Annotated in this window: 24 protein-coding genes; 8 read left to right on the top strand and 16 right to left on the bottom strand. The window is 45.7% G+C overall.

The annotated features are described in order from the left end of the window. Window positions 1-31 precede the first annotated feature (31 nt). The 9 genes from ACUALS_RS05660 to htpX form a co-directional block, all read right to left on the bottom strand. The gene (locus ACUALS_RS05660) at window positions 32-556 is read right to left on the bottom strand and encodes a DUF3833 domain-containing protein (RefSeq protein ID WP_454449049.1); all 525 of its coding nucleotides are present in this window, start codon (window positions 554-556) and stop codon (window positions 32-34) included. Further along, window positions 556-1,116: a chalcone isomerase family protein gene (locus tag ACUALS_RS05655; RefSeq protein WP_454449048.1), complete on the bottom strand. Its 561-nt coding sequence runs from the start codon at window positions 1,114-1,116 to the stop codon at window positions 556-558. The genes ACUALS_RS05660 and ACUALS_RS05655 overlap by 1 nt, the downstream gene beginning before the upstream one ends. Further along, window positions 1,073-1,597 (bottom strand): DUF2878 domain-containing protein, encoded by a 525-nt coding sequence (locus ACUALS_RS05650; RefSeq protein ID WP_454449047.1) that lies wholly within the window; start codon window positions 1,595-1,597, stop codon window positions 1,073-1,075. The genes ACUALS_RS05655 and ACUALS_RS05650 overlap by 44 nt, the downstream gene beginning before the upstream one ends. 1 nt (window position 1,598) lies before the next feature. After that, window positions 1,599-2,843 (bottom strand): class I SAM-dependent methyltransferase, encoded by a 1,245-nt coding sequence (locus ACUALS_RS05645; protein WP_454449046.1) that lies wholly within the window; start codon window positions 2,841-2,843, stop codon window positions 1,599-1,601. Beyond that, window positions 2,840-3,631 (bottom strand): DUF1365 domain-containing protein, encoded by a 792-nt coding sequence (locus tag ACUALS_RS05640; protein ID WP_005470503.1) that lies wholly within the window; start codon window positions 3,629-3,631, stop codon window positions 2,840-2,842. Before ACUALS_RS05640 ends, ACUALS_RS05645 begins: the two co-directional genes overlap by 4 nt. Then, a complete protein-coding gene (locus ACUALS_RS05635) occupies window positions 3,631-4,911 on the bottom strand; it encodes an NAD(P)/FAD-dependent oxidoreductase (protein WP_454449045.1) in 1,281 nt (426 codons plus the stop codon). Before ACUALS_RS05635 ends, ACUALS_RS05640 begins: the two co-directional genes overlap by 1 nt. Before the next feature lie 10 nt (window positions 4,912-4,921). Then, window positions 4,922-5,647 (bottom strand): SDR family oxidoreductase, encoded by a 726-nt coding sequence (locus ACUALS_RS05630; RefSeq protein WP_454449044.1) that lies wholly within the window; start codon window positions 5,645-5,647, stop codon window positions 4,922-4,924. After that, entirely contained in the window at window positions 5,644-6,063 is a 420-nt protein-coding gene (locus ACUALS_RS05625) for a nuclear transport factor 2 family protein (RefSeq protein WP_038138692.1), read from the bottom strand. Before ACUALS_RS05625 ends, ACUALS_RS05630 begins: the two co-directional genes overlap by 4 nt. Window positions 6,064-6,244: 181 nt before the next feature. Further along, window positions 6,245-7,108, bottom strand: a complete 864-nt coding sequence (htpX, locus tag ACUALS_RS05620; protein WP_005470593.1) for a protease HtpX — start codon at window positions 7,106-7,108, stop codon at window positions 6,245-6,247. 306 nt (window positions 7,109-7,414) lie between these two features. Between htpX and ACUALS_RS05615 the strand changes: the two genes are divergently transcribed. Continuing rightward, entirely contained in the window at window positions 7,415-7,582 is a 168-nt protein-coding gene (locus ACUALS_RS05615) for a hypothetical protein (RefSeq protein WP_005470396.1), read from the top strand. A gap of 50 nt (window positions 7,583-7,632) precedes the next feature. Here the strand turns inward: ACUALS_RS05615 and bioD are convergent, their stop codons facing one another. Genes bioD through bioB form a run of 4 tightly spaced genes read right to left on the bottom strand, consistent with a single transcriptional unit; the run spans window position 7,633 to window position 11,314 of the window. Next, complete coding sequence (bioD, locus tag ACUALS_RS05610) at window positions 7,633-8,319, bottom strand: dethiobiotin synthase (RefSeq protein WP_005470440.1); 687 nt, start codon at window positions 8,317-8,319, stop codon at window positions 7,633-7,635. Continuing rightward, window positions 8,316-9,119: a malonyl-ACP O-methyltransferase BioC gene (gene bioC / locus ACUALS_RS05605; protein WP_454449043.1), complete on the bottom strand. Its 804-nt coding sequence runs from the start codon at window positions 9,117-9,119 to the stop codon at window positions 8,316-8,318. Before bioC ends, bioD begins: the two co-directional genes overlap by 4 nt. A 4-nt stretch (window positions 9,120-9,123) precedes the next feature. Further along, window positions 9,124-10,290: an 8-amino-7-oxononanoate synthase gene (locus ACUALS_RS05600; RefSeq protein WP_454449042.1), complete on the bottom strand. Its 1,167-nt coding sequence runs from the start codon at window positions 10,288-10,290 to the stop codon at window positions 9,124-9,126. Beyond that, window positions 10,262-11,314, bottom strand: a complete 1,053-nt coding sequence (gene bioB / locus ACUALS_RS05595; RefSeq protein ID WP_038138701.1) for a biotin synthase BioB — start codon at window positions 11,312-11,314, stop codon at window positions 10,262-10,264. The genes ACUALS_RS05600 and bioB overlap by 29 nt, the downstream gene beginning before the upstream one ends. A gap of 128 nt (window positions 11,315-11,442) precedes the next feature. Between bioB and bioA the strand changes: the two genes are divergently transcribed. Beyond that, window positions 11,443-12,723: an adenosylmethionine--8-amino-7-oxononanoate transaminase gene (bioA, locus tag ACUALS_RS05590; protein ID WP_454449041.1), complete on the top strand. Its 1,281-nt coding sequence runs from the start codon at window positions 11,443-11,445 to the stop codon at window positions 12,721-12,723. Between the two features lie 64 nt (window positions 12,724-12,787). Here the strand turns inward: bioA and ACUALS_RS05585 are convergent, their stop codons facing one another. Together ACUALS_RS05585 and ACUALS_RS05580 are read right to left on the bottom strand one after the other, a co-directional pair. Beyond that, on the bottom strand, window positions 12,788-13,444 hold the full coding sequence (locus ACUALS_RS05585; protein WP_454449040.1) for a YccT family protein: 657 nt from the start codon (window positions 13,442-13,444) through the stop codon (window positions 12,788-12,790). 64 nt (window positions 13,445-13,508) lie between these two features. Beyond that, entirely contained in the window at window positions 13,509-14,465 is a 957-nt protein-coding gene (locus ACUALS_RS05580) for a porin (protein WP_005470355.1), read from the bottom strand. Window positions 14,466-14,983: 518 nt separating this feature from the next. Here ACUALS_RS05580 and dinG point away from each other — a divergent pair. The 5 genes from dinG to ACUALS_RS05555 are packed head-to-tail and all read left to right on the top strand — an operon-like array spanning window position 14,984 to window position 19,705. After that, window positions 14,984-17,059: an ATP-dependent DNA helicase DinG gene (gene dinG / locus ACUALS_RS05575; protein WP_454449039.1), complete on the top strand. Its 2,076-nt coding sequence runs from the start codon at window positions 14,984-14,986 to the stop codon at window positions 17,057-17,059. A 38-nt stretch (window positions 17,060-17,097) separates the two neighbouring features. Further along, entirely contained in the window at window positions 17,098-17,877 is a 780-nt protein-coding gene (locus ACUALS_RS05570) for a sulfite exporter TauE/SafE family protein (protein WP_454449038.1), read from the top strand. Further along, entirely contained in the window at window positions 17,874-18,422 is a 549-nt protein-coding gene (locus tag ACUALS_RS05565; RefSeq protein WP_454449037.1) for a primosomal replication protein, read from the top strand. The genes ACUALS_RS05570 and ACUALS_RS05565 overlap by 4 nt, the downstream gene beginning before the upstream one ends. Further along, window positions 18,423-18,578: a pleiotropic regulatory protein RsmS gene (rsmS, locus tag ACUALS_RS05560; protein ID WP_454449036.1), complete on the top strand. Its 156-nt coding sequence runs from the start codon at window positions 18,423-18,425 to the stop codon at window positions 18,576-18,578. Further along, window positions 18,578-19,705 (top strand): JmjC domain-containing protein, encoded by a 1,128-nt coding sequence (locus tag ACUALS_RS05555; RefSeq protein WP_454449035.1) that lies wholly within the window; start codon window positions 18,578-18,580, stop codon window positions 19,703-19,705. Before rsmS ends, ACUALS_RS05555 begins: the two co-directional genes overlap by 1 nt. Window positions 19,706-19,763: 58 nt before the next feature. Here ACUALS_RS05555 and ACUALS_RS05550 read toward each other — a convergent pair whose 3' ends face one another. Beyond that, window positions 19,764-21,881, bottom strand: coding sequence for a methyl-accepting chemotaxis protein (locus tag ACUALS_RS05550; RefSeq protein WP_454449034.1), 2,118 nt, complete (start codon window positions 21,879-21,881; stop codon window positions 19,764-19,766). 209 nt (window positions 21,882-22,090) lie between these two features. Here ACUALS_RS05550 and xthA point away from each other — a divergent pair, with 209 nt between their 5' ends. Further along, entirely contained in the window at window positions 22,091-22,897 is an 807-nt protein-coding gene (gene xthA, locus ACUALS_RS05545) for an exodeoxyribonuclease III (RefSeq protein ID WP_454449033.1), read from the top strand. Window positions 22,898-22,915 lie beyond the last annotated feature (18 nt).

The following is a 22,915-nucleotide window of genomic DNA, read 5'->3' as shown; positions in this document are numbered from 1 at the left end:
TTTTTGTTTATGAGTGTGATTAAGTTGAGCGTTATTGCTTTTGAAAGAAAAGAGTTATCGTTCCAACCTCAATGCCAAACTTTTTGATTTTGGTTAAATTGAATACGTGATTTTCGTCTTGGCGATATAACCAATCATCAAACCCAACCACCACGGATGAATCATCCATTTTTAGTTCAAAGTCGTACCGCCATTGAAGTGCGTTGCCAACTTCTTTGCCCGTTGCCTGTCCGATGATGTCATCTGCTTGGCCGACATAACTACCTTCACCATCTCGATTAATCACCCAAATTCGCTGGTCTATCTCTCCGTCATCAAACACGAAATCTTCAACCAGTGTGAGCGTGTCACCTTCAACGCTGCCAATAATCTCAACCGTAAAACGACGGGTTTGCTTGTCGGTGTAATCTTGAACCATACCCCAAGCGGTCACTTTACCTTCAAAATAGTCGAAAAGGTCAAAGCGTGGATTTGATGCTTGGTAGCTGTCTAAGTCAGCGGAACACCCCGTGACGGCAAAAACTAACGTTAGAAGAAAGGTTTTCAAAAGTTTCATTATTGGCTAAGTCCTATTAGTTGTGCTCGCAGTTTAGGGTACGTAGTTTTGGGTGAAAGCCAGATAGCGAGAAAGGCGTCATTCAAGCTCTCGTCGGTGATTGAGCCGATACGTGTCGGCGATGCCATTTCATTCGAACGAAAATAAAAGTGCCCGCTTTGGCCATCGGTCACGTAAGTGAGGTTTTGTCCTTTCTCGATATTTGGGAAGATGGTCACCAACTCTTGAATCCATCTCTGTGAGAGTTGCTTGTCGAAACCCATTTCTTCCCACTGGTCTTCGGTTGCATCAAGCAATTGCTGCTGGCTTATATCTCTTTGGTAATCGATCGAAAGTGCTAGAGGATGAGGCGTAATGTCAGCATCAACAGAATAGGTTCCATTGGGCGTTTGGAGTCGTGACTGATAGACATCAAAAATAAATACCGACAACTGAGCTTCTCCCACAGCAGGCCACGTGTTCCATTCAGTTTCGCTGTCTATTGGTGCCGCATAGCTCGTGGATGAGACTAGCAGGCTAAAAGTTAGCCCCCTTTTGATCAACTGAAAGACTCGGCTCATGGCTATACACCTTCTTAATCACAATAATAAGGAGTGACCACTCGATGAACAGAACCAATAGAGTCGTCACGTTACCATGTGGGAAGGCAACCGCTTGGAGTTTCATGCCGGCAAAGTAACTCATTGCGCCAGCTATCCCACTCACTATTGATACGAGAACTGGGTGGTATTGGTTCAGAATCGGCGTTAAATAGTTGGCATACCAGAGGAAGATAGCCCAAAGGAGGATGAGCCAGATTGGAAAACGGCTTGGTTCAAACTGAAACAAGCCAAAATAGTAGTTGGCGTAGTCTGTACATACACCGAGTACTAGCAACCCTAACCATGCCCCCAATCGAATTTGGCTGAGCCCAACGGTCAAGAGCTGGGTAACAAACACAAGGCTCAACGTCAGCCATACCCACTCTTCTCTACCCAATATGGCAAGAAACCAGATGATCTGAAACCATGTGGATAAGAGGATTAAACGTCGAGCACTCATATTAGGGTCTTTCAAATGTCATATGTACGGTGCTGATACTTTTCGCTTTAAAGCCACCCTCACAATAACAGAAATAATAGTTCCACATTCGAATGAAAGTATCATCAAAGCCAAGCTCTCTAACCCGCGCCTCCGCAGCATTGAAGCGGAGATACCACTGGCGCAATGTATGGGCGTAGTCCTCACCGATATCGAACAAATCTCGCAACACAAGGTCACTCTGCTTGGTCGCGGCTTGTGTTAGCGCCGTAATTGAAGGTAGGAATCCCCCTGGGAAAATATATTTTTGGATAAAGTCGACGTTATTGCTGTAGTAATCGTAACGTTGGTCAGCAATGGTAATTGCTTGTATCGCCATCAAACCTTTAGGTTTAAGTAAAGACTGGCATTTCTGGATGTATGAATTGAGGTACTCTTTGCCGACCGCTTCGATCATTTCAATCGACACGAGTTTATCGAACTCACCCGTTAAGTTGCGATAATCTTCTTTTAGTAACGTTATTTTGTCTTCTAATCCTCGAGCTTTAACTTGGGCTTGCGCATAGTCAAATTGCTGTTCAGAGATGGTCGTTGTTGTAACATGACAGCCATACTTCTCTGCCATATAAATAGCCATTGCACCCCACCCCGTACCGATCTCAACGACGCGATCGGAAGATTGCAACTTTAGTTGCTGACACAAGCGCTCCATCTTATTGATTTGCGCTTGCTCCAGCGTATCGTTGGGAGATGAGAAAATCGCCGATGAATACAACATGTTTTCATCGAGGAAGGTGTCGTAAAGGTCATTACTTAAATCGTAATGCGCGTGTATGTTTTTCTGAGAGTTGGCAACCGTATTACGGTTGAGCCAGTGCCCTACCTTGTAAGAGAGCTTGGAGATAAAACTGGTGCGGTTTTCGATTGAATCCAGCGTTGACATATTCAGTGCCATCAGCTCCATAAGCGCGGTCAAGTCAGGGCTGTCCCACCAAGCTTCCATGTAGGCTTCACCGGCCGCAATACTACCACCCGTTAACAAACGCGAATAAAATGCAGGATTTTTTACTTCAATAAGCGCGCTTGGCTCACCACTTTTCGGACGACCAAACATTGTTCTTTGGTTGCTCTCAGCGCCATCAAATGACTCGACAATGGTGAGGCAGCCCTTAGATATTTTGTATAAACAAGTAAACGCGATAGACCTTGCCGTTTTTTGCCCAGTCGTCAGTGTCCCATTAAAAGGTATTGCTTGAGAGTTGATCATGTTCGATTCTCCTCGACTTCTTTTCTCTTATCCTGTTTGTCATCGCCAGACTGATATTTGGGGTGTGAATAGAACGGCGCCCCTTTTAACCATAGCTTTAGCGCATGCCAGTAAATTCCAATAACTACTTTTACTGCCATAATCGGTGTCACGATCAGTTGCTTAAGTAAAAATTTAGACGACAACGGATGCTTTTTCATCGTCAACGTCGCGTCAAACTCTTTGTTTTCTCGGTGACATTCCAAATGTACAAACAGTCGGCTGTCTAAAGGTTTTACTCGCCATTGATACTTTTGTTCGATGGGATTGAAAGGTGAGACATGGAAAGCCTTATCTTGTTCAAAACCCTGCGTGCTCGATGCTGGAACTGCATAATAGTGTCTCTCGTTCCAAGGAGTGTTACTCACTTCAGCCAGCAGGTAACACCACTGCCCCTGTTTGTTATAAAGGTAGTAAAAGTTTACCGGGCTGAAGTAAATACCTAGATATCTTAGGTGAACCACGGCCTCGACCTTACCATCGACCCGATCTCCAGTAAGCTCGTACACTTTGTCTTGGACAGCCGTTTTTAGGCAACCTGACCCTAGGTAGTCCTCGCGCTTAAACCGTGCCCAGTGCCACCAGCGCTGACCAAAACACCACACATCCTTTTCTAGCTCTGCCAAGCCATCAAGATCTAAGCAAGGCATGAATAGTGGATAACTGAGCTGGTGTTTGATTGGCGAAAATCGACGGTGCCTGACGCTGCCGACGAGCAATGCACTTGTGGACCGTGTATCTGTCTTCATTAAGCGGCCCCTTTTTGAGGCACCGCAGCAGTTTGAGATTGTAGACCTTTCACCACATCCAACGCGCTTCGAACACCATCTTCATGGAACCCGTTATACCAGTATGCCCCGCAGAACCAGGTTTGATTGATACCATTGATTTCATTACGGCGCTTCTGGGAAGCCAGAGACTTTTGATTAAACACCGGATGATCGTAGTGGAAGGTACGCAGTATCTTATCTGGAGAAATTTGCTCTGAACTGTTCAGCGACACGCAGAAGGTTTTTGGTGATTCAATATGTTGGAGTATGTTCATGTTGTAAGTGAGTGTTGGCCTTCTCTCTTGCTCATCTTGACCGCCACTCAATCGATAGTTCCAAGAAGCCCATGCTGCTCTCAATTTGGGGAGCAGTTCTTCATCGTGGTGAAGAATCACTTCGTTCTCTTGATATTCCAATCCTGTCAATATATCGGTTTCCGTTGAACTGGCATCTTGCAACAGAGCCATTGCTTGGTCACTGTGACAAGCAAAAATAACGTGATCGAAACGCTCCACGCTTCCATTTGCTTTAATCACAACACCAGATGAATCTCTTGTTACTGACTCGACAGGCGTCGACAGGCGAATACGATCTTTAAAACCGGAAATCAGCGGCTCGACATAGGCTCTAGAGCCCCCTTCAATGACATACCATTGCGGTCGATTGGTAACATCAAGCAAACCATGATTTAGGAAGAAACGCGCAAAGAAGTCGAGAGGAAAGGCGCGCATATCGGCTAACGTTGACGACCATATCGCCGCCCCCATCGGTAGAATGTAGTTATCGCAAAAATAGTCACTAAAGCCTTGAGTGTTTAAGAACTCACCCAGCGTCTGTTGCTGGCCTTGATTAAGTTCCACAACCTGTTTTACTGCTTTGTTAAACTTAAGGATTTCAAAGATAAATGAGTAGAATTTTGGGTTGAACCAGTTTCGCTTTTGCGCAAAAAGTGTTGTCACAGTGTGGCCGTTGTACTCGAGTCCAGTGGCATCATTGCGAACACTAAAGCTCATTTGCGTCGGCAAACCTTTTACACCGATTTCATTCATCATTTGAATAAAATTTGGGTATGTTCGGTCGTTGTAAACAATAAAACCAGTATCGACGGCGTAGGTCTTATTTTCGAGTTGGACATCGATCGTCGCAGTATGACCGCCAATGTAGTCGTTGGCCTCAAACACGGTAACATCATGCTCTTTATGTAGATGGTAACTACAAGTAAGCCCTGAAATACCTGTACCAATAATCGCAATTTTCACTTTGGACTCCTTAACCAGAAATGAGCTTTGATGTCAGTTTGTTTTGCCAACTGTATGGCAGTAACCCAAGTAACCTTAAAATTGAAGTAAATCTACTTGGAAAGTAAATATGTGATTTGCCCTTAGCCAGCCCGAGTCGTATCGCTTTCGAGGCGTATTCGACACTTACAAGCATGGGCATAGGAAATGTGTTTTTGTCGGTGAGTGGAGTTTCAACAAACCCCGGATAGATAACAGAAACGTCAATTGATTTGCTTTTTAAATCGACTTGTAAAGCGCGAGCAAAATAACTTACCGCGGCTTTAGACGCGCCATAGGCTTCAGCTCGAGGGAGTGCCAACTCACTCGCGATGGAACCAACAACTGCAACACGATGGCCAGATTCAAAGTGATGCTGACACGCTTCGATCACGTTCGCTAATCCCACAACGTTGATATCGAATACTCGCTTCACCAGAGAGGCGTCAACGTGCCCATCGTCAATGTATTCACAGTCTCCAGCGTTCATAATCCAAAGGGTGGGAGTAAAGGGTAAAGTAGCGAGAGCGTCGCGAGTGTTTTCAAAATCTGTTACGTCAAAGGCAACAGAATGAATCCTGTCAGAGTACACTTCCAACTCGGAAAGCTTGGCTATGTTTCTGCCGCAAGCAACCACCTCCCAACCATCATCGGCATAATCTTGAGCCAAACGCTGGCCGATGCCCGATGTTGCGCCTGTAATCAATACTCGGTTCATTGCCCTAACCTCTGCTTGATGGTCTTGATGACAGAACCAAGAAGTGGCAGGTTTTCATAAAGCATCTCACCGAGATCAAAGTAGTCCCGGTGGTAGACGACTCTACCGTCAGCGAACTTGAGGTGACTTACTCCTTTCACCTCGACCTTACTTCCCCGCTGCAACTTCGGGTGTTCGAGCGTCATCGTCCATGTCAGAAAGCCAGCATCCCCGACCTGTTGGTGTTCCTCAATGTCGAAATCGCAGCGCTTTACGTTCTCGTATAATGAGACAAAGTATTTTTGCAACGCATCCCAGCCTTCCAATCGATGGGCTGCATCCTCAAAAACAACGTCCTGATGATAGACACCTTCTAGCAGGTGCAAATTCGCTTTATTTAGACACTGATAAATGTTGCCAACAGACTCTACGTTCATCGTTACCTCTCAATTTGTTATACAAGTGATATTTTTGTACAACAAATTCAGCTTAGAACATTAGAGAACGTTGTACAAATTAAAATGCATACACTTGCTTAATTTGTTACGTAATACTCAAAAATTTGGATCAAAAAAGGCTTGGCATAAAGCCAAGCCTTTTCAATACATTGTAGACCTGTTAAGAATTTCTGAGTGCTGCGATACGTTTATCGAGTGGAGGATGACTCATCAGCAATTCAGTCATTGAACGTTTACCGTTAATACCAAACGCCATCATTGAGCCTTCAAGCTGAGATTCGTGACTCACTTTCAAACGCTCTAGCGCCGCGATCATCTTGTGTTTACCGACTAATCGGGCCGCTCCCGCATCTGCGTGGAACTCACGATGACGGCTGTACCACATAGTGATGAAGCTTGCCAAGAAGCCAAATACAAGTTCCAGTACAATGGAAACACCGAAGTAAACCATCATGTTGCTGCCGCCTTCTTCCTCGTCACTGTTAGAAGAAACAATGTTAGCAATGAAACGAGATAAGAAAATTACGAAGGTGTTCACTACACCTTGCATCAACGTCATAGTGACCATATCACCATTTGCGATGTGGCTAACCTCATGTGCTAGCACCGCTTCCGCCTCATCTCGGCTCATGTTGTGTAGCAAGCCCGTTGACACTGCAACCAAAGAGTCATCTCGCTTTGCGCCTGTTGCAAAAGCGTTGATATCAGCCGAGTCATAGATCGCGACCGTAGGCATACCAATGCCCACTTGCTCTGATTGGCGGCGAACCGTCTCTAGTAGCCAATGCTCGGTCTCATTGCGAGGACTTTCAATGACCATACCGCCAACTGAGCGCAGAGCCATACTCTTTGACATCATCAAAGAGATAAAAGAACCGCCGAAACCAAACACTGCAGCCATAAGAAGTAGGCCAGAAAGGCTACCAGGCTGCATCCCCGTTACAGCATAAACAATATTTAGTACAACACTTAGCACGAGTACAACGGCTAAGTTGGTTGCGAGAAACAACATTACACGCTTCATGACTTTTCTCCGAAACTGGAAGCTTATTATTATTGGCCCTAAGTGCCACGATTGATGGCATCAGCAGAGTTAACATATAGATATAGTCTAACGGCTTTAAAAACAAGGTTAAGTCTCAAATTGAAACATTTGTTTTCCATCTCTCGTCAATGCCATTTAGCTACAGTTCACATTCAGCCAGATTATACCTGCCCAGCGAGAGATAAGCGTTCAAATCTAACTTTAGACTTTGGTCTTATTGTCTAATTAGCGAAACATGCTAAGTTTTGTTTAGATAATAAATCCATGGGAATAAGGGATAACATCATGGTTGAAACTAGCAACTATCAAATGGCTATTGATTTACTTTGCTGTCACCTTGGTATTTCAGAGGAAGAAGCAAAACAGCAACTCGGCATTTCATCCGAACAGGGCGCTCAAACTCATGTTAATGAAATGCAGCAAGCGATGATTGGATTGAGCAACGAGAAATAGCTCGACCCTCTAAAAGTCAAAGGGCAGCCACTTGGCTGCCCTTTTTTGTATTAATTGCGTTTAATTAATGGTTCGACATTAATGTACTTTGCTAAGCCCTTACGCTTGACGCTAGGAACATAAGGAATCTCACCAATTTTTGGCGCATCAATTTTTTGCTCTAGCATTTCAATAATTTCAGCGTAGTGTTCTGTGCCTGGGTTTACACGGTTTGCAACCCAACCGACTACTTCTAAGCCATCTGCTTTGATCGCATCTAGCGTAAGCATTGCGTGGCTCAAACAGCCTAGCTTAATCCCGACGACCAACACGACAGGCAGCTTTTCTTGTTGTACCCATGATGAAAGGCAGTCGCTGTCTGATACCGGAACGCGCCAACCGCCTGCCCCCTCGACTAAAACAATGTCCGAATTCGCTTTGTGCTCAGTTAACTTTGCACTCAACACTGAGTAATTGATTTCGACCCCTTCACGGCGCGCTGCAATATGCGGAGACGCCGGTAATTCTAACGCATAAGGGTTCACATCATCGTAGGCGACATCAACTGTCGCTGCACTTTGCAAATACAGTGCATCAGAGTTGCGAAAGCCTTGCTCTGTTCGTTCACTGCCTGCTGCTACTGGTTTGTAACCAATAGTATTTAAGCCATTTTCAGCAAGCGCGTTTAAAATTGCTTTTGAAGCAACTGTTTTTCCAACATCGGTATCCGTACCAGCTATAAAAAATGCATCAATCATCGATGAATAACCCCTAAACAAACCTGATAAGTGGCAGGAAGAAGACCCTGATGGTTTCTGAACGTCTGGTATGCTTGCTCGACTTGGCGAAGCACTGTACGGCTTGTCAAGCCATGAGAGCGACCGTGAACATGAGTTGCTCCAATGCCTTTTAAATCACGCATGAGAGAAAAAGCCGTCGTGTACCAAACTGTGATCGAGGGCAAGTCTAGTCGATGGTTTACGCAGCCGGATTGCGCTAACGCAATTTTTACCTGATTGGTACTGATAAAGTCATTCACGTGTTGATATGAGTCAATTTTCGCCCAAGACTGCTTAAGCTCGCTCAATGAGCCATCCAGCAACGTAGAGAAATAGGCCTGTCCGTTATGTTTTAGTACGCGGCGAATCTCTCTAAGTGGTTCAGCGAGATCCTCACACCATTGCAGTGCCAAGCTCGAAAACACCATATCAAACTGCTCAAACTTAAATGGTAGCTTTTCTGCATCTCCCAAGTGGTAACTCATATTCCGCTCGCCACAGCGTTTTCGAGCAGTGTCGAGCATCTGCTGCGATAAATCACAACAAACAACATGAGCGCCCCTTTGCTGTAGAACCTGCGAAAAATACCCAGTGCCACAACCAAGGTCGAGCACAACTCGCCCAGTCAGGTCTGCGGGCATCAAATCAAGTAACCGATGGCCGACCTCACGCTGGAAAGCCGCGTGAGCATCGTAAGTTTGAGCCGCTTTGCCAAACGCCTCAGCTATGGCGGTTTTATCATTGGATGACGATCCGTGTACCGCTAACGCTTGTTCCATCCAATCACCCTATACTTCCATTCTCAAGTAGTTGTTCTAAGTTCTTAGCCAAAGACACGATGTGTGACAACTCATGATTGGCCGTCAACGTGATTCGCAGTCTCGCAGTACCTTGGGGCACAGTTGGTGGACGGATGGCGGTGGTCCATAACCCTTTACTTTTCAAAGCTTGTGATACTTTCACAGCAAAGTGACTGTCACCAAGTAACACCGGTTTTATGGGGGTTACTGTTTCTACATAACCAGGAAAACGGCTAAGGTTCTCTTTGAAGCTATTTTGTAATTCCGCAAGCTTTTCTCGACGCCAATGCTGAGTTTGCAGCATGGCCACTGCGTGAGTTAAGGCATACGCTTGTGAAGGCGGAATCGCCGTTGAGTAAACGTGGTGACGAGCAAATTGAGTTAGGTAGTCGCCCATTTCTTCACTGCATAGAATTGCCGCGCCAGAAAGGCCAAATGCTTTACCAAACGTGACAACCAAAACGTCAGGAGTGATTTGAGCCATATGACAACTGCCTTGGCCTTCGCTACCCAGAACACCGATACCATGAGCATCATCGACCGCCAACAAGGAATCCTCCTTTACCACATCACGGATATCTGCAAGTGGTGACAGATCGCCATCCATGCTGAAGACCCCCTCTGTGATGACAAACGCATCGTCGGTCAGGAGTGCCTTAAGCGATGCAACATCATTGTGCTTAAAGCGTTTCATTGTTGTAGGGGAAAGCATACCCGCTTCCATCAAAGAAGCATGATTGAGCTTATCTTGCAGCAATAAATCGCCCTTTTCTAATAAGCCAAAAATCAATGCCTGATTTGCCGCAAAGCCCGAACCAAATAGTACTGCGCTCTCAAAGCCCAACCATTCACATAACGCGGACTTTAACCCCGCATGGGCAGAGCTAAAACCCGTAACCAGTGGCGATGCACCACTTCCGCAGCCATAGATCTCAAGCCCTTTTTGCCAAGCCCTACGCAGTTCATCGTCGCAAGCCAAGCCCAAATAATCATTACTCGAAAAATTTAAGAATGTCTCCCCCCCATGCTCAAGCACGGGGAAGTTGCCAAAATTGACCTCTTTGACTTGACGAGAAAGCCCGAGTTCTTGACGACGCTGCAACTCGCGCTTTATACGCGCTTTAAACGCTGGCATCGTAGAACAAATCATCTTTAGCCGGTCTTGCAGCTACGCGCTCGACAACTCGGTCTAAAAGGTCATTTTCTTGTATCTCATCTGGTTTTTGAGAAACTTGCTGACTATTGATTCCTAACTTATCAAACAGCAGCATATCTTTGTCTTCGGAAGGGTTTGGTGTAGTGAGCAGTTTGCAGCCATAAAATACCGAGTTGGCTCCAGCCATAAAACAGAGCGCTTGCATCTGTTCATTCATGTTCTCACGGCCAGCAGAAAGGCGAACCGCCGACTTTGGCATCATAATACGTGCAATGGCAATCAAGCGAATAAAGTCGAAAGGCTCGACATCATCCACCTCTTCAAGTGGTGTGCCTTTCACCTTTACTAACATGTTGATCGGCACGCTTTCTGGGTGAACCGGCAAGTTTGCCAATTCTACAAAAAGACCCGCTCGGTCATTGACGCTTTCACCCATGCCAATGATGCCACCCGAACAAATCTTCATGCCGGCATCACGGACATGAGACAAAGTATCAAGGCGATCTTGGTAAGTACGAGTGGTAATAATGTTGCCGTAGAACTCTGGTGACGTATCGAGGTTATGGTTGTAGTAATCCAAACCCGCATCGGCTAGCTCGTTTGCCTGATCTGGCGTAAGCATACCAAGCGTCATACAGGTTTCCAGCCCCATGCCTTTAACACCTTCAATCATCTTTTTAAGGTGTGGCATGTCACGCTCTTTAGGATTCTTCCAAGCCGCTCCCATACAGAAACGTGTTGACCCCGCACTTTTCGCTTTTTGCGCAGCGTCTAAAACACGCTCAACTTCCATCAGGCGCTCTTTCTCTACATCGGTTTTATAGCGCGCACTTTGCGGACAGTACTTACAGTCTTCTGGACATGCTCCTGTTTTGATCGACAGCAGTGTGCTGACTTGAACATGGTTGTGTTGCTGGTATTGACGGTGAACCAGTTGCGCTTCGAAGAGCAGATCCATAAATGGTTTTTCCATAAGCTCACGAACTTCTGCAACAGTCCAGTTGTGACGTACTTCCACGTGCATTCCTTTAGTTATTAGATTTGTTACTTGGCTAGTCTAACCTCGGCAGGTAGACTGTCAACAATTAAGAAAATTAAAAGTTTACAGATGGTTATTTTTTAACCAATAAAATAGGACGCACATCTATGGATCTCGCCTTTGACCGCCGTCATATCTGGCATCCCTACACATCAACGCTAACACCTCTGACCTGCTACCCTGTTGTCTCTGCTAATGGTGTATTGATTCAATTGGAAGACGGAAATCAACTCGTTGACGGAATGTCGTCATGGTGGAGTGCGATACATGGGTATAATCACCCTCAGCTCAACGCGGCTGCGCACCGCCAAATCGATACGGTGTCACATGTTATGTTTGGGGGAATCACTCACGAGCCAGCTATTGAGCTTTGCAAAAAACTGCTCAACTTTGCACCGGATAACTTAGAACACGTATTTTTAGCCGATTCTGGCTCGGTTGCGGTCGAAGTAAGTTTAAAGATGGCACTCCAGTATTGGCATGCTAAGGGTGAGAGGCGAGCAAAGTTCCTTACCTTACGAGACGGTTACCACGGTGATACTTTTGCAGCAATGTCTGTCACTGATCCCGATAATTCAATGCACTCACTTTACAAAGGCTTCTTGCCTGAACATATCTTTGCGTCATCACCAAAGTCCGGTTTCTGGCAGGAGTTTCAACCAAGTGACCTTGACGATATCACACGTAAAGTCGAGGAGAATCATAAGGACATCGCAGCTGTCATTTTAGAACCGATAGTACAAGGTGCTGGAGGAATGCGAATCTATCACCCTGAGTTCTTAAAAGGAGTTAGAGATCTGTGTGATCAATATGGATTACTTTTGATCTTGGACGAGATTGCGACTGGATTTGGCAGAACTGGGAAGATGTTTGCTTGCGAACACGCCAACATCCAACCAGACATACTTTGCGTCGGTAAAGCCTTAACAGGGGGTTACATGACATTATCGGCGACCCTAGCATCAAAAGAGGTCGCAGATACGGTATGTGGTGGTGAGGCAGGATGTTTTATGCATGGACCGACCTTTATGGGCAACCCGTTAGCGTGCGCTGTTGCTACGGCGAGCATGGAGATATTAGAAAGCGGTAATTGGCAAAAGCAAACCAAACAGATCGAAAGTATTTTTTCAGAGCTATTACCTAAACTGATGAAATACTCTCTAGTGAAAGACGTTCGCTGGCTAGGCGCTATAGGTGTGGTTGAAACCACTCACCCCGTCAGTATGGATGCCATTCAAGCACACTTTGTTAAGCAAGGCGTTTGGATACGGCCATTTGGTAAACTCATCTACATAATGCCTCCGTTTATTAGCCAACCTGCGGATATTGAGAAGCTCATTGCCGCAATTGAGTCAGCGTTAACATCTCCCGATTGTTTTCAGTATTAAAGCGCTGATACGCAAAAAGGCTTCCGCAACGGAAGCCTTTCTTATGGTAAACGTCAGCGAATGACTACTCTTGGTCAATCATCCAACGTCGGAATTCTTTTCGCTCTTGCTTAGACGCTTTAACGTACCAAGCCTTTAGTTGTTCAAGGTTGTTGGTGTCTAGGGGCTTGATAACTTTATCTGACTTAGCCTGTGTATTTGGCACTGCAGGAGTTGCTTGTTCTGCAACAGCTGCTTTTGCTACAAGTGCTGCCGAAGAGCCGAACACGATACCTCGCGCTTCATTATGTTTTGCTACTCGTTCTGGCATATTAAAATAAGGCATAAAACCTTCTGAACGATCAAGTGCTTCTTGAGTGTATTCTATTGGTTTTCCATCTGCTGTTCTAATCACCCATTCTGGGCTGTTCTTGAATGCTCTATTTGCTTGCTCATACGTATACAGTTTAGGAGGAACTACAGAAATATCATCGTTTGTAGCTTCGAAGCTAATAACAAATGGATTTGAGTCGAACACTCGGTCCTCTCCAGAGTCTTTTAGCTTCTTACTATATTTTACAATTATCTGAATAGGCCCAGACTGAATATCGACAACTTCACGCTTATCATCAAGCTCGACACCGTTAAGAAACAAGAAGTTTGTGCCTTTTTTAGGCTCTAGGCTAGCAGCATTCACACTCGCCGTTAGCAACATCATAATCACAATTGATAAAGCTTTCATATAATCCCTCTTTATGAACTAAAAAAGCCACCCTATGGGTGGCTTAAGTGTCTAGTATTTAGGCTTAGAAGTAAGCTTTGATACCTACAGCAACGCCAGTTTCGTTGCTTTCGCCTTGGTCGTTTTCACCGTTGTCACCACCAACTTCAGCATACGCTGTAGTGTTTGGAGCTAGCTTGTAACCAGCGTTTACATACCAAGCATTGAAGCTGTCTGAGCCTGAAGCGTCAGACTTAGAAGTGCTGTAACCACCAGCAAACACAACTTTTTCGATTGTGTATGTTGCAGCTAGGCCGATAGTATCGATTGATACGTCAGAGTCATCGATGTTGTAGTAAGCAGCAGCTAGCTCTAGGTTCTCTACACCGTTGTAACGAGCTTGAGCAGACCATAGCTTCTCATCATGAGCAGCTGCGCCCTCGCCAACTTCACCAGCACCGTAGAATGCAGTAAAGTCGAAGTCTGCAACGCGGTAGCCTAGTTTACCATCGAAGTAAGTAGCGTCGTTGTTTAGACCTTCGTCACCGTTTTTGTCTTGTACTAGAGCAAAGCCGCCGTAAAACGCGCCTTTGTCAAGATCGTAACGGATTGTTTCGTCTGCACAGAAGTGGCTGTCGTCACCGCCGAAGAACGTGCTTAGACCAAACTGGAAGTCAGAACCGATACCAGCGTCATCTAGGTTTGCACAAGTACGACCAAACTTGATTGAACCGTAATCGTCTGAGTAGAAAGCAACGTAAGCGTCACCATCGTTTGCAGCGTCTTTGTCAACACCTACATCGTTGATTTGCCAGAAACCACCAAATTGAAGCGCGTCGTTGATTGCATAACGAACATCAAGGCTGATGTCAGCGTCTTGAATTTGTTGTTCAGCTTCAGAACCTTTTGCTTTGTCTTTAACGTAAACAACTTCAACGTCACCGCCAAGAGCTACTGTTACGCCATCTTGGTTGTATAGTTCAATACCAGCTTGTGCTGATGCTGCTGCTAGAACTGAAAGAGCTACTAGAGTCTTTTTCATAATAATCCACTGCCTTTTCTTAAAACTGGGAAATCCTTATCCGGTTCCCTTTATGTTTTTTGATGATGACTCTCACCTCTAATTGGGTTTGATGTCATCGCCATCTAAATTGCGGGGTCTAGATTGCAAAAGAATCCCCTGCGTGTCAAATGTTCTAAAAATCTCACGTAAAAAAACATAAAAACATTTAATAACAGTAACTTACATTGTTTTGCGTGTATTTTACGACCAAGTTCATACCCTAAACCCGACAAATATCCGTAAAAGCACAAAAATAAAAAACAGAATTAAACACCAAAAATATGACATTTAAGTAAAAATTATGATATTTATCACCACGATATTATATGAGATAGAGTTATATATTTTTTACATTTAGAAATTAATCTAAGTCGCTGATGGTTCAGTTTTTTTTTGTGAACAAGATCCACATTTGCGGATTAAGGATTCTATTTCGTGAGCTGAGTAGCGCTTAGAGAAGTGTGCTATCATCCTCATCCCGTTTTAGAGATCTCCGTATGACAACCAGTAAAATCCAGCAATCCATCCGCAACAGCTATCAAAACCTCCAATTCCAGTTAGATAACTTTGTACCTCGACGTGCCCAGAACTACCTTGTCGCGGAAATAACAAAGACACTGTGTGGTGAGTATCACAAATCAACTCGGATGATTGTCGCAGAAGCGGGGACAGGAATCGGTAAATCGCTTTCTTATTTGATGGCAACGATTCCTGTCGCCTTGCACAACAACAGAAAGGTTGTCATATCGACCGCAACCGTCGCGCTGCAAGAACAGTTGGTGAATAAAGACCTTCCTCTATATAGACGCATCACGGATCGTGAGTTCTCTTTTATACTCGCTAAAGGCAGACAGCGTTACTGCTGCGCAGAAAAGCTGGCAGCGGCCTCGGGTGTGGACGGCGGTCAACTGGCGATGTTTGAGACCAAGCCAAAGAAGAAAGAGATCGATCAGCTGGAGTTGATGTATAAGAGACTCGCCGAAAATAAATGGGACGGAGACAGAGATTCTTGGCCAAAGCCTATCGATGATGCCATTTGGCAGCTCATCGTCAGTGACAAACACAGCTGTAATGGGAGTATGCCTGCTCATAGAGGTTGCCCATTCCAGAAAGCCCGCTCTGAAATGGATAAAGCCGACATCATCATTGCCAATCATAGTTTGGTTATGGCGGACGCAGATCTTGGTGGCGGCGTCATACTTCCTGAGCCAGAAAACACTATCTATGTATTCGATGAAGCGCATCACCTACCCCATGTCGCTCGGGATCACTCTTCCGCCGCTGCAAGCTTGAAAGGCGCTGCGAGTTGGCTAGAGCGTTTGAACCAGTCCGTGACCAAGTTTGTCAATCTCGCCGATGAAAAACGAGTCAGCCGATTTCGCAACGAACTACAGGATGCGATTCAACAGTTGATTCCCTCTTTATCTCAACTCGCCACCCGATTTGATCCTGCTCATTTTGAAGAAAATATCTATCGATTTGAAAACGGCGAGCTGCCGTCATGGCTTGATGAAGAGTCTAAAGAACTAAAGAAGCTCTCTCAAAAAGGAGCTCAAGCCGTCGGGAAAATTGCGGATTTGATTGCCGAGAGAGTTAAAGATGGCGAACTCTCCAACCGGTTGGCTGAGCCAGCATTGGCGGAGTTGGGTTTCTATATTCAGAGGATGGACAACCTTGCAGCCGTCTGGAACCTAATGGCAGAGCCTCAACGCGAAAAAGGCGCCCCTCTTGCAAGATGGCTTGAAGTAAGCCCAGAACGTGAAGGCGATTTTGTTGTCAATGTTTCGCCTCTTGAAGTGGGCTGGCAGCTCGATCAACAGCTATGGAGTCGCTGTATTGGTGCGGTACTCACCTCAGCGACAATGCGTGCACTCAACTCATTTAGTTTTTTTTGCCGCCAAGCAGGCATCAGCGAAAAACCGGAAGATGGCGTACGTTTCTTAGCACTCGCGTCTCCGTTTGATTATCAAAATCAAGCTGAGCTTCGTGTGCCTAAAATGAAATATGAACCGCAGGCTCCTCTGTTTACGGAATATCTTATCGATATTTTGCCTAACTTAATCGAGGACAAACAGGCTAATTTAGTTTTATTCTCATCCTATTGGCAAATGAATCAGGTTGCTGAAGCGCTCTCAACATATTTCGTTAAAAAAGGATGGGCACTTCAAGTTCAAGGCCAAGAGTCGAGGGCGGAAATACTAAAAAAACATAAAACACTCGTTCAATGCCAAAAAACCAGTGTGCTGTTTGGGACTGGGAGCTTTTCTGAGGGGCTCGACCTACCGGGAGAGCTATTAGAGAACTTAATCATCACCAAGATTCCCTTTGGTGTTCCCACTTCGCCGGTAGAGCAAGCACATGCAGAATATATTGAAAACCGTGGCGGCAACCCTTTTATGCAAATCACGGTACCGGAAGCAAGTAAAAAACTGATTCAATCAGTGGGACGCTTGCTGCGTAAAGAGAGGGATTCTGGTAAAGTCATCATCCTTGATCGCCGTATTGTAACCAAACGATACGGGAAATCATTGTTAGAGTCCCTACCACCGTTTAAACGTGTGATTGAATACTAAGGTCCGTTGACCAAAAACAACTATAAAAAGATAACTCTATGGAATTGTTTGAGCCAACTGTGCTGTTGGTGTTGGCCCTTGTTGCTTTTGCTGCTGGATTCATTGATGCGGTAGCTGGTGGAGGTGGAATGCTCACTGTCCCTGCACTGCTATCACTGGGTTTACCCCCGCATATCGCACTCGGCACCAATAAACTTGCTGCTACCTTCGCGTCTTCAACGGCGGCATTTACTTATTACCGCAAACGCTTATTCAAGCCGCGCTGCTGGAAACGGGCATTTGTCTCTACGCTAATCGGTGCCACCCTTGGTACCTTGTTTGTCGATTTGATTTCGACAGAGTGGCTAGAGAAAATCCTTCCACTGATCATATTAGCCGCTGCCGTCTACACCATTTGGCATAAAACACCAAATGCAGTTAAAAACGAGATGCCAGAACCATGCCCTGTACTAAACAATAAACAGTATGGACAAGGTCTCATTCTCGGTTTTTATGATGGTGTCGCAGGGCCCGGAACGGGTGCTTTTTGGACAGTCAGCTCAATGGCGCTCTATAAGCTCAATATTTTGCTCGCTTCTGGTCTATCCAAAGCAATGAACTTTACCAGCAACTTCACCTCTTTGGTGACGTTTGCCATTCTCGGCCATATCGACTGGGTATTAGGTTTAACCATGGGTCTGTGTTTGATGGCTGGTGCCTTCGTGGGCGCACACTCAGCAATCCGATTTGGCGCAAAGTTTATTCGCCCAGTCTTTGTTACTGTTGTCAGCATCCTTGCCGTAAAACTGGCCTACGAAGCGTGGTTTGTTAATTTATGAGCCGGATTAATCAACTCTCCAATACTCTCGACGAGTTAGCGCAGCAAGCAGCCGCGGTCGATAGAAAAAGGGGCGAGCACCACTTGCCTCTTTTCGACGAACGCCTATTCAAAGGTCGGTCCAAGCTTTTGGTCCCTTGCGTCAAAGAGACCCAATCGACCCTAGACAGCATTATTCGCGAAGAAGCGGCAGGGAAACTCACCGCCTTACGTGCCGAATACTTAACCGAGCGCCTCTTATCTCAAATCAGTGCGATTCAGCGAGAACTTGCGACGGTAACGATACGCAAGAACGAACCAAAGCACCGAAGCTACTTCCAAAAGCCCATTAACGAGCTGTATCAACACCTATCTCAGCATCAAGAGTGGGAGCGGCGTTTAATGGAAATGGTACGAGACAAAGAGCTCGCACTGCAGTATGCCCCGCCCTTTCAGCAACAAGCGGCTCAGCAGGAATTGCTCGCCACCGAGCAACGCTTAAAACGGTGCCAAGAGGCGAAGCTGAAAATTGAAAACCAAATAACTTACCGTGAGAGAAATCAATAAATGTCTTCCGGACTCGATAATGCCCCTGACGAAATCAAACTCGCTGTTGATTTGATTTACTTATTGGAAAGCAACGAAGTCGATCCAAAAGTCGCGCTCGAAGCGATCAAGATCGTTAAGTCTGATTTAGAAACCAAACTGGAACAGGCAGAGTAATGTATCAACTCTCTTTTGATCTCGACTCTTTCTTAGCCAAATATTGGCACAAGCAACCGACCGTTATAAAGCATGGCATTGCCAACTTTATCGATCCTATTTCGCCAGAAGAACTTGCCGGCTTGGCGATGGAAGAAGAAGTTGATTCTAGATTTGTCACCAATAAGGACGGTCATTGGCAAGCGAAACATGGCCCGCTACCCGAGTCACTCTTTTCTCAACTCGAGGAAAGCCACTGGCAATTGATTGTTCAAGCGTGTAATCACTGGCATATGGGCGCAGCAGAGTTAGTCGCTCCATTTAAAGCGCTGCCTCAATGGTTGTTTGACGATCTGATGGTCTGCTATTCCGCTCCACAAGGTGGTGTTGGCCCACATATCGATCAATATGATGTATTTATCATTCAAGGCAGCGGGAAACGACGTTGGCGCGTAGGCGCTGCCGACGAAGGTCAATACCAAGAATCCATCCAAGGTGCTCTGCGCCAAATCGAAGGCTTTGACGCAATAATCGACGAAGTCTTGGAGCCTGGAGATATTCTTTATATTCCCCCTGGGTTCCCGCATGAGGGGAATACCATTGAGCCGAGCATGAGCTATTCGATGGGTTTTCGCTCCCCTAAAGAGCAAGAATTACTGAGCCATTTTGCTGATTATGTTCTCGCCAAAGAAAAAGGCGATGTGCATCTGCATAACCCTCAAATGCAAACTCAACACAATCATGGTGAAATTTTACGCTCTGATCTTACCCTACTGACGCAAATGCTGCAGTCTGCGCTTAAATCCAAGCAAGATATTGAAAACTTCTTAGCCCTCAACTTAAGCCAATCTCGTCACCAACTTGATATTGTCGAACCTGAAGAAATCGTATCGCAAGAGCAAGTATACGCTCACTTAGAAGCGCTCGGTCATGTGGTTAAAGTTTCGGGCTTGAGAGCGCTGTACCACGCCAATGACGCAAATCATATATTCATCAATGGTGAAGAGTTTTCTGTGGCGGAGCCCGCGTTTGCGCCTATTCTTTGCGATCAAGCGTCTATCACGCTCGATAGCTATTCAATTGAATCCCCGTCTTGGATCGCGTTACTGACACGCTTAGTGAACCTAGGGTACTGGTATTTAGATTAACTCGACTGAGCATCTGACTGCCTCAAGATCAAAAAAGCCGCAACACTGCGGCTTTTCATTACACTTTAAACTGATTAACGAGCTGTTGTTGGTTTTTCGAGAGCTCGCCAATCTGCACACTGACCGTCTCAGATTCTTCGGCTTGCGACAATATCTGCGCGCTGAGATCTCTGATATTACTGACGCTTTGGTTAACCTCTCCAGACACCGACTGCTGCTCTTCAGCTGCCTTAACGATTTGGCTGTTCATATCATTAATCGACGCAATCGACTCAAATATATGGTTCAGTTCGCCCACCGCTTGTTCAACTTGATTTGATGAATGTTGCGCCAGTTCATTCCCTTCTTGGATGGCTGACACCACATCCTGGGTACCCGTTTGAACGCTGGCGATCACTTCTCGAATTTCACCCACCGAAGATTGTGTACGACTTGCCAAGTTTCTCACTTCTTCAGCAACCACTGCGAAACCACGGCCTTGATCGCCAGCTCGCGCCGCTTCAATTGCCGCGTTGAGAGCAAGCAGATTTGTTTGCTCAGAAATGCCTTCAATCACCGTTAAGATCTCGGTGATATTCGCGTTATTTTTAGCGAGGTCTTCAACCACTGGGACTGCCGAGGTCATTCTCTCTACCAAACGTTCCATTTCATGTTGTGACTTCTCGATAACCTGTTGCCCAACCGATGCTGCGTCGTTGGCTCTTTCCGCTTCTCTCACAGCCACTTGCGCGTTTTGTACGACAAGTCCAGCGGTCTGAGTCATTTCCTCGGCCGCGGTCGCGACTAAATCGACCTCTTTAAACTGAGCGTCACTGCTGCTACTGGTATTTTGCGCCGCGACTTTTGATTGCTCTGAAGTTGTCGCAACCTGCATTGTGTTATCGATAATATCTTTAATTGTTGCTTGCAACTTACCTAAAAAGAGGTTGAAACCGTTGGCTAACTGGCCAATTTCATCGCCTGACTTTACTTCAATCCTTTGAGTAAGGTCGCCTTCACCAGACGCAATATCGTCGAGCCTTGCGACCACTTCGCGTATCGGCTTAACCAAACGAGACGCCATAAATGCAACGGTAAGCAAACCGAAAATAACCAAAGCCGAGCCTGCCAATATTTCAGTCTGAATACTGGCGCTCACCTGCTCGCTGATGATGTTATCCAGTTGTACTGCATCCCTTAAAACGCTGCTTCTTGGCATATCAAACAGAACGCCCCATGTTTGGTTGGCAACCACGATAGGTGCAAATACGGTCAAGCGCTCGCCATCGCTACTCCAATGAGTTTCTACCGATTGTCCAAAGAGAAGATCGGTCAGCTGATCGCCCGTTACATACGCGCTGTTAAACGGCTGACCAAGGATTTTGCTGCTATCATCACTGGCGATCAAAGTGCCATCGAGACTGACAATAGATACCGAGCCCTGCCCTTCAAACAACTTTGCATCCGATTCAACCGCCAACGCCTTAAGCGGGTCAAGGCGCAAATCGATACCAAAAAAGCCCACCGCCATATCATCGATCAAAATAGGAACGGAAAGCGAAGAGGCAAGAAATGAACTGTCTTGATGATTAACCTGTTTGGGTGAGGAAATACACGATGCGCCACTGGAAATCGGACAAAAGAAACGTTCACTGTTTTCGTTCGCAGAAAGGGTGGACTCACTCAACACATTAGGGATGATGTTTTCGCCATTCTCGGCGGTCACCCAGTACGGAGCAAAGCGTCCTTTTTCATTCGAACCCACATATTCCGCCCCTTCATAATTGGCATCTTCATTGTCGAGCATGTTGGGTTCAAACACCAAATACGCACCTTGAATCGAGTCAAAGTTAAGCACCGACTTTCTGACCATCTCATCCAACGCCGTTCTGAGCTCTTCACTATCGCCAAAATTTTCTTCGCTGTTAGTCTTTTGAAATAGAGCGCTCGCCGCGAGCATTTCTGCGCGGTAAAGCGCTTCATTCAGATATTCTGCCACCACCGTCGCATTCAAGCGCGCTTGTGTCTCAATCAGTTGCTCTGATTTCTTGAGTACCGATTGAGTGCTCTGTTGCTTGATCAATTGTTGATTCGTGACCGCGTTATAGATTGAGAAACCAATCAGAGATAACGATGTGAGGAGCAGGCAGCACCCTGCTAATAAAGAGATTTTCCATTGAACAGATAGAGTTCGCATATTACATCCTTTTTAGCGGACACTTTGTGCATCCACACCACAGCGAGCAAAATATTAACAATTTAATTACAACACAATGCACTGATATATCAATTAAAAGTTTACGAATGTGTTAATGCGAATCAAACGTTCGCGTTACTTTCGTATCCTTAGAAAGAAAGTGATAACATCAAATAAATTTCGTCACAGAAAAATAAAAAGGAATCCGGATGAAAGTCATCTCCTTCAACATCAACGGGCTTCGCGCCAGACTTCACCAACTGCAAGCGGTCATTGATAAACATCAGCCTGATGTGATTGGTTTACAGGAAATCAAAGTGCACAATGAAGCCTTCCCTCTCGAAGACGTCGAGGCGATGGGTTACAAAGTCTACTTCCATGGTCAAAAAGCCCATTACGGTGTCGCGATGCTGTGTAAGAAGGAGCCAATTTCGGTACAGAAAGGCTTTCCGACCGATAATGATGAGCACCAAAAGCGCATGATTATGGTGACGTTAGAAGATGACAACGGTGAGAAAGTCACCGTACTGAATGGGTACTTTCCTCAAGGCGACAACATCGGTCACGAGACAAAGTTCCCGTATAAACGCCAGTTTTACAAGGACTTGATGACTTACCTAAACGATCATCACAACAACGATGAGCAGTTGATCGTGATGGGTGACATTAACATTAGCCCGATCGATGCCGATATCGGTATCGGTGAACCAAACCGCAAGCGCTGGCTGAAAACGGGTAAATGCTCGTTCCAACCTGAAGAGCGAGAGTGGTTAAAGCAACTGCTAGATTGGGGGTTTGTTGATACTTTCCGTCAGATTCACCCTGACGTAAATGACCGTTTTTCGTGGTTTGACTACCGCTCAAAAGGTTTCCCTGATAATCGCGGTCTGCGCATTGATGTGGTATTGGCAACGCATAAACTCGCAGCGAAATGTATCGAAGCCGATATCGATTACGAATTGCGTGGCATTGAAAAACCGTCTGACCATGCGCCAATTTGGTCAACGTTTAAATAGTTTTTCAAAGTGACAAAT

The sequence above is a fragment of the Vibrio sp. NH-7 genome, from assembly GCF_053643215.1.
This window is presented reverse-complemented; position numbering and strand designations above follow the sequence as displayed.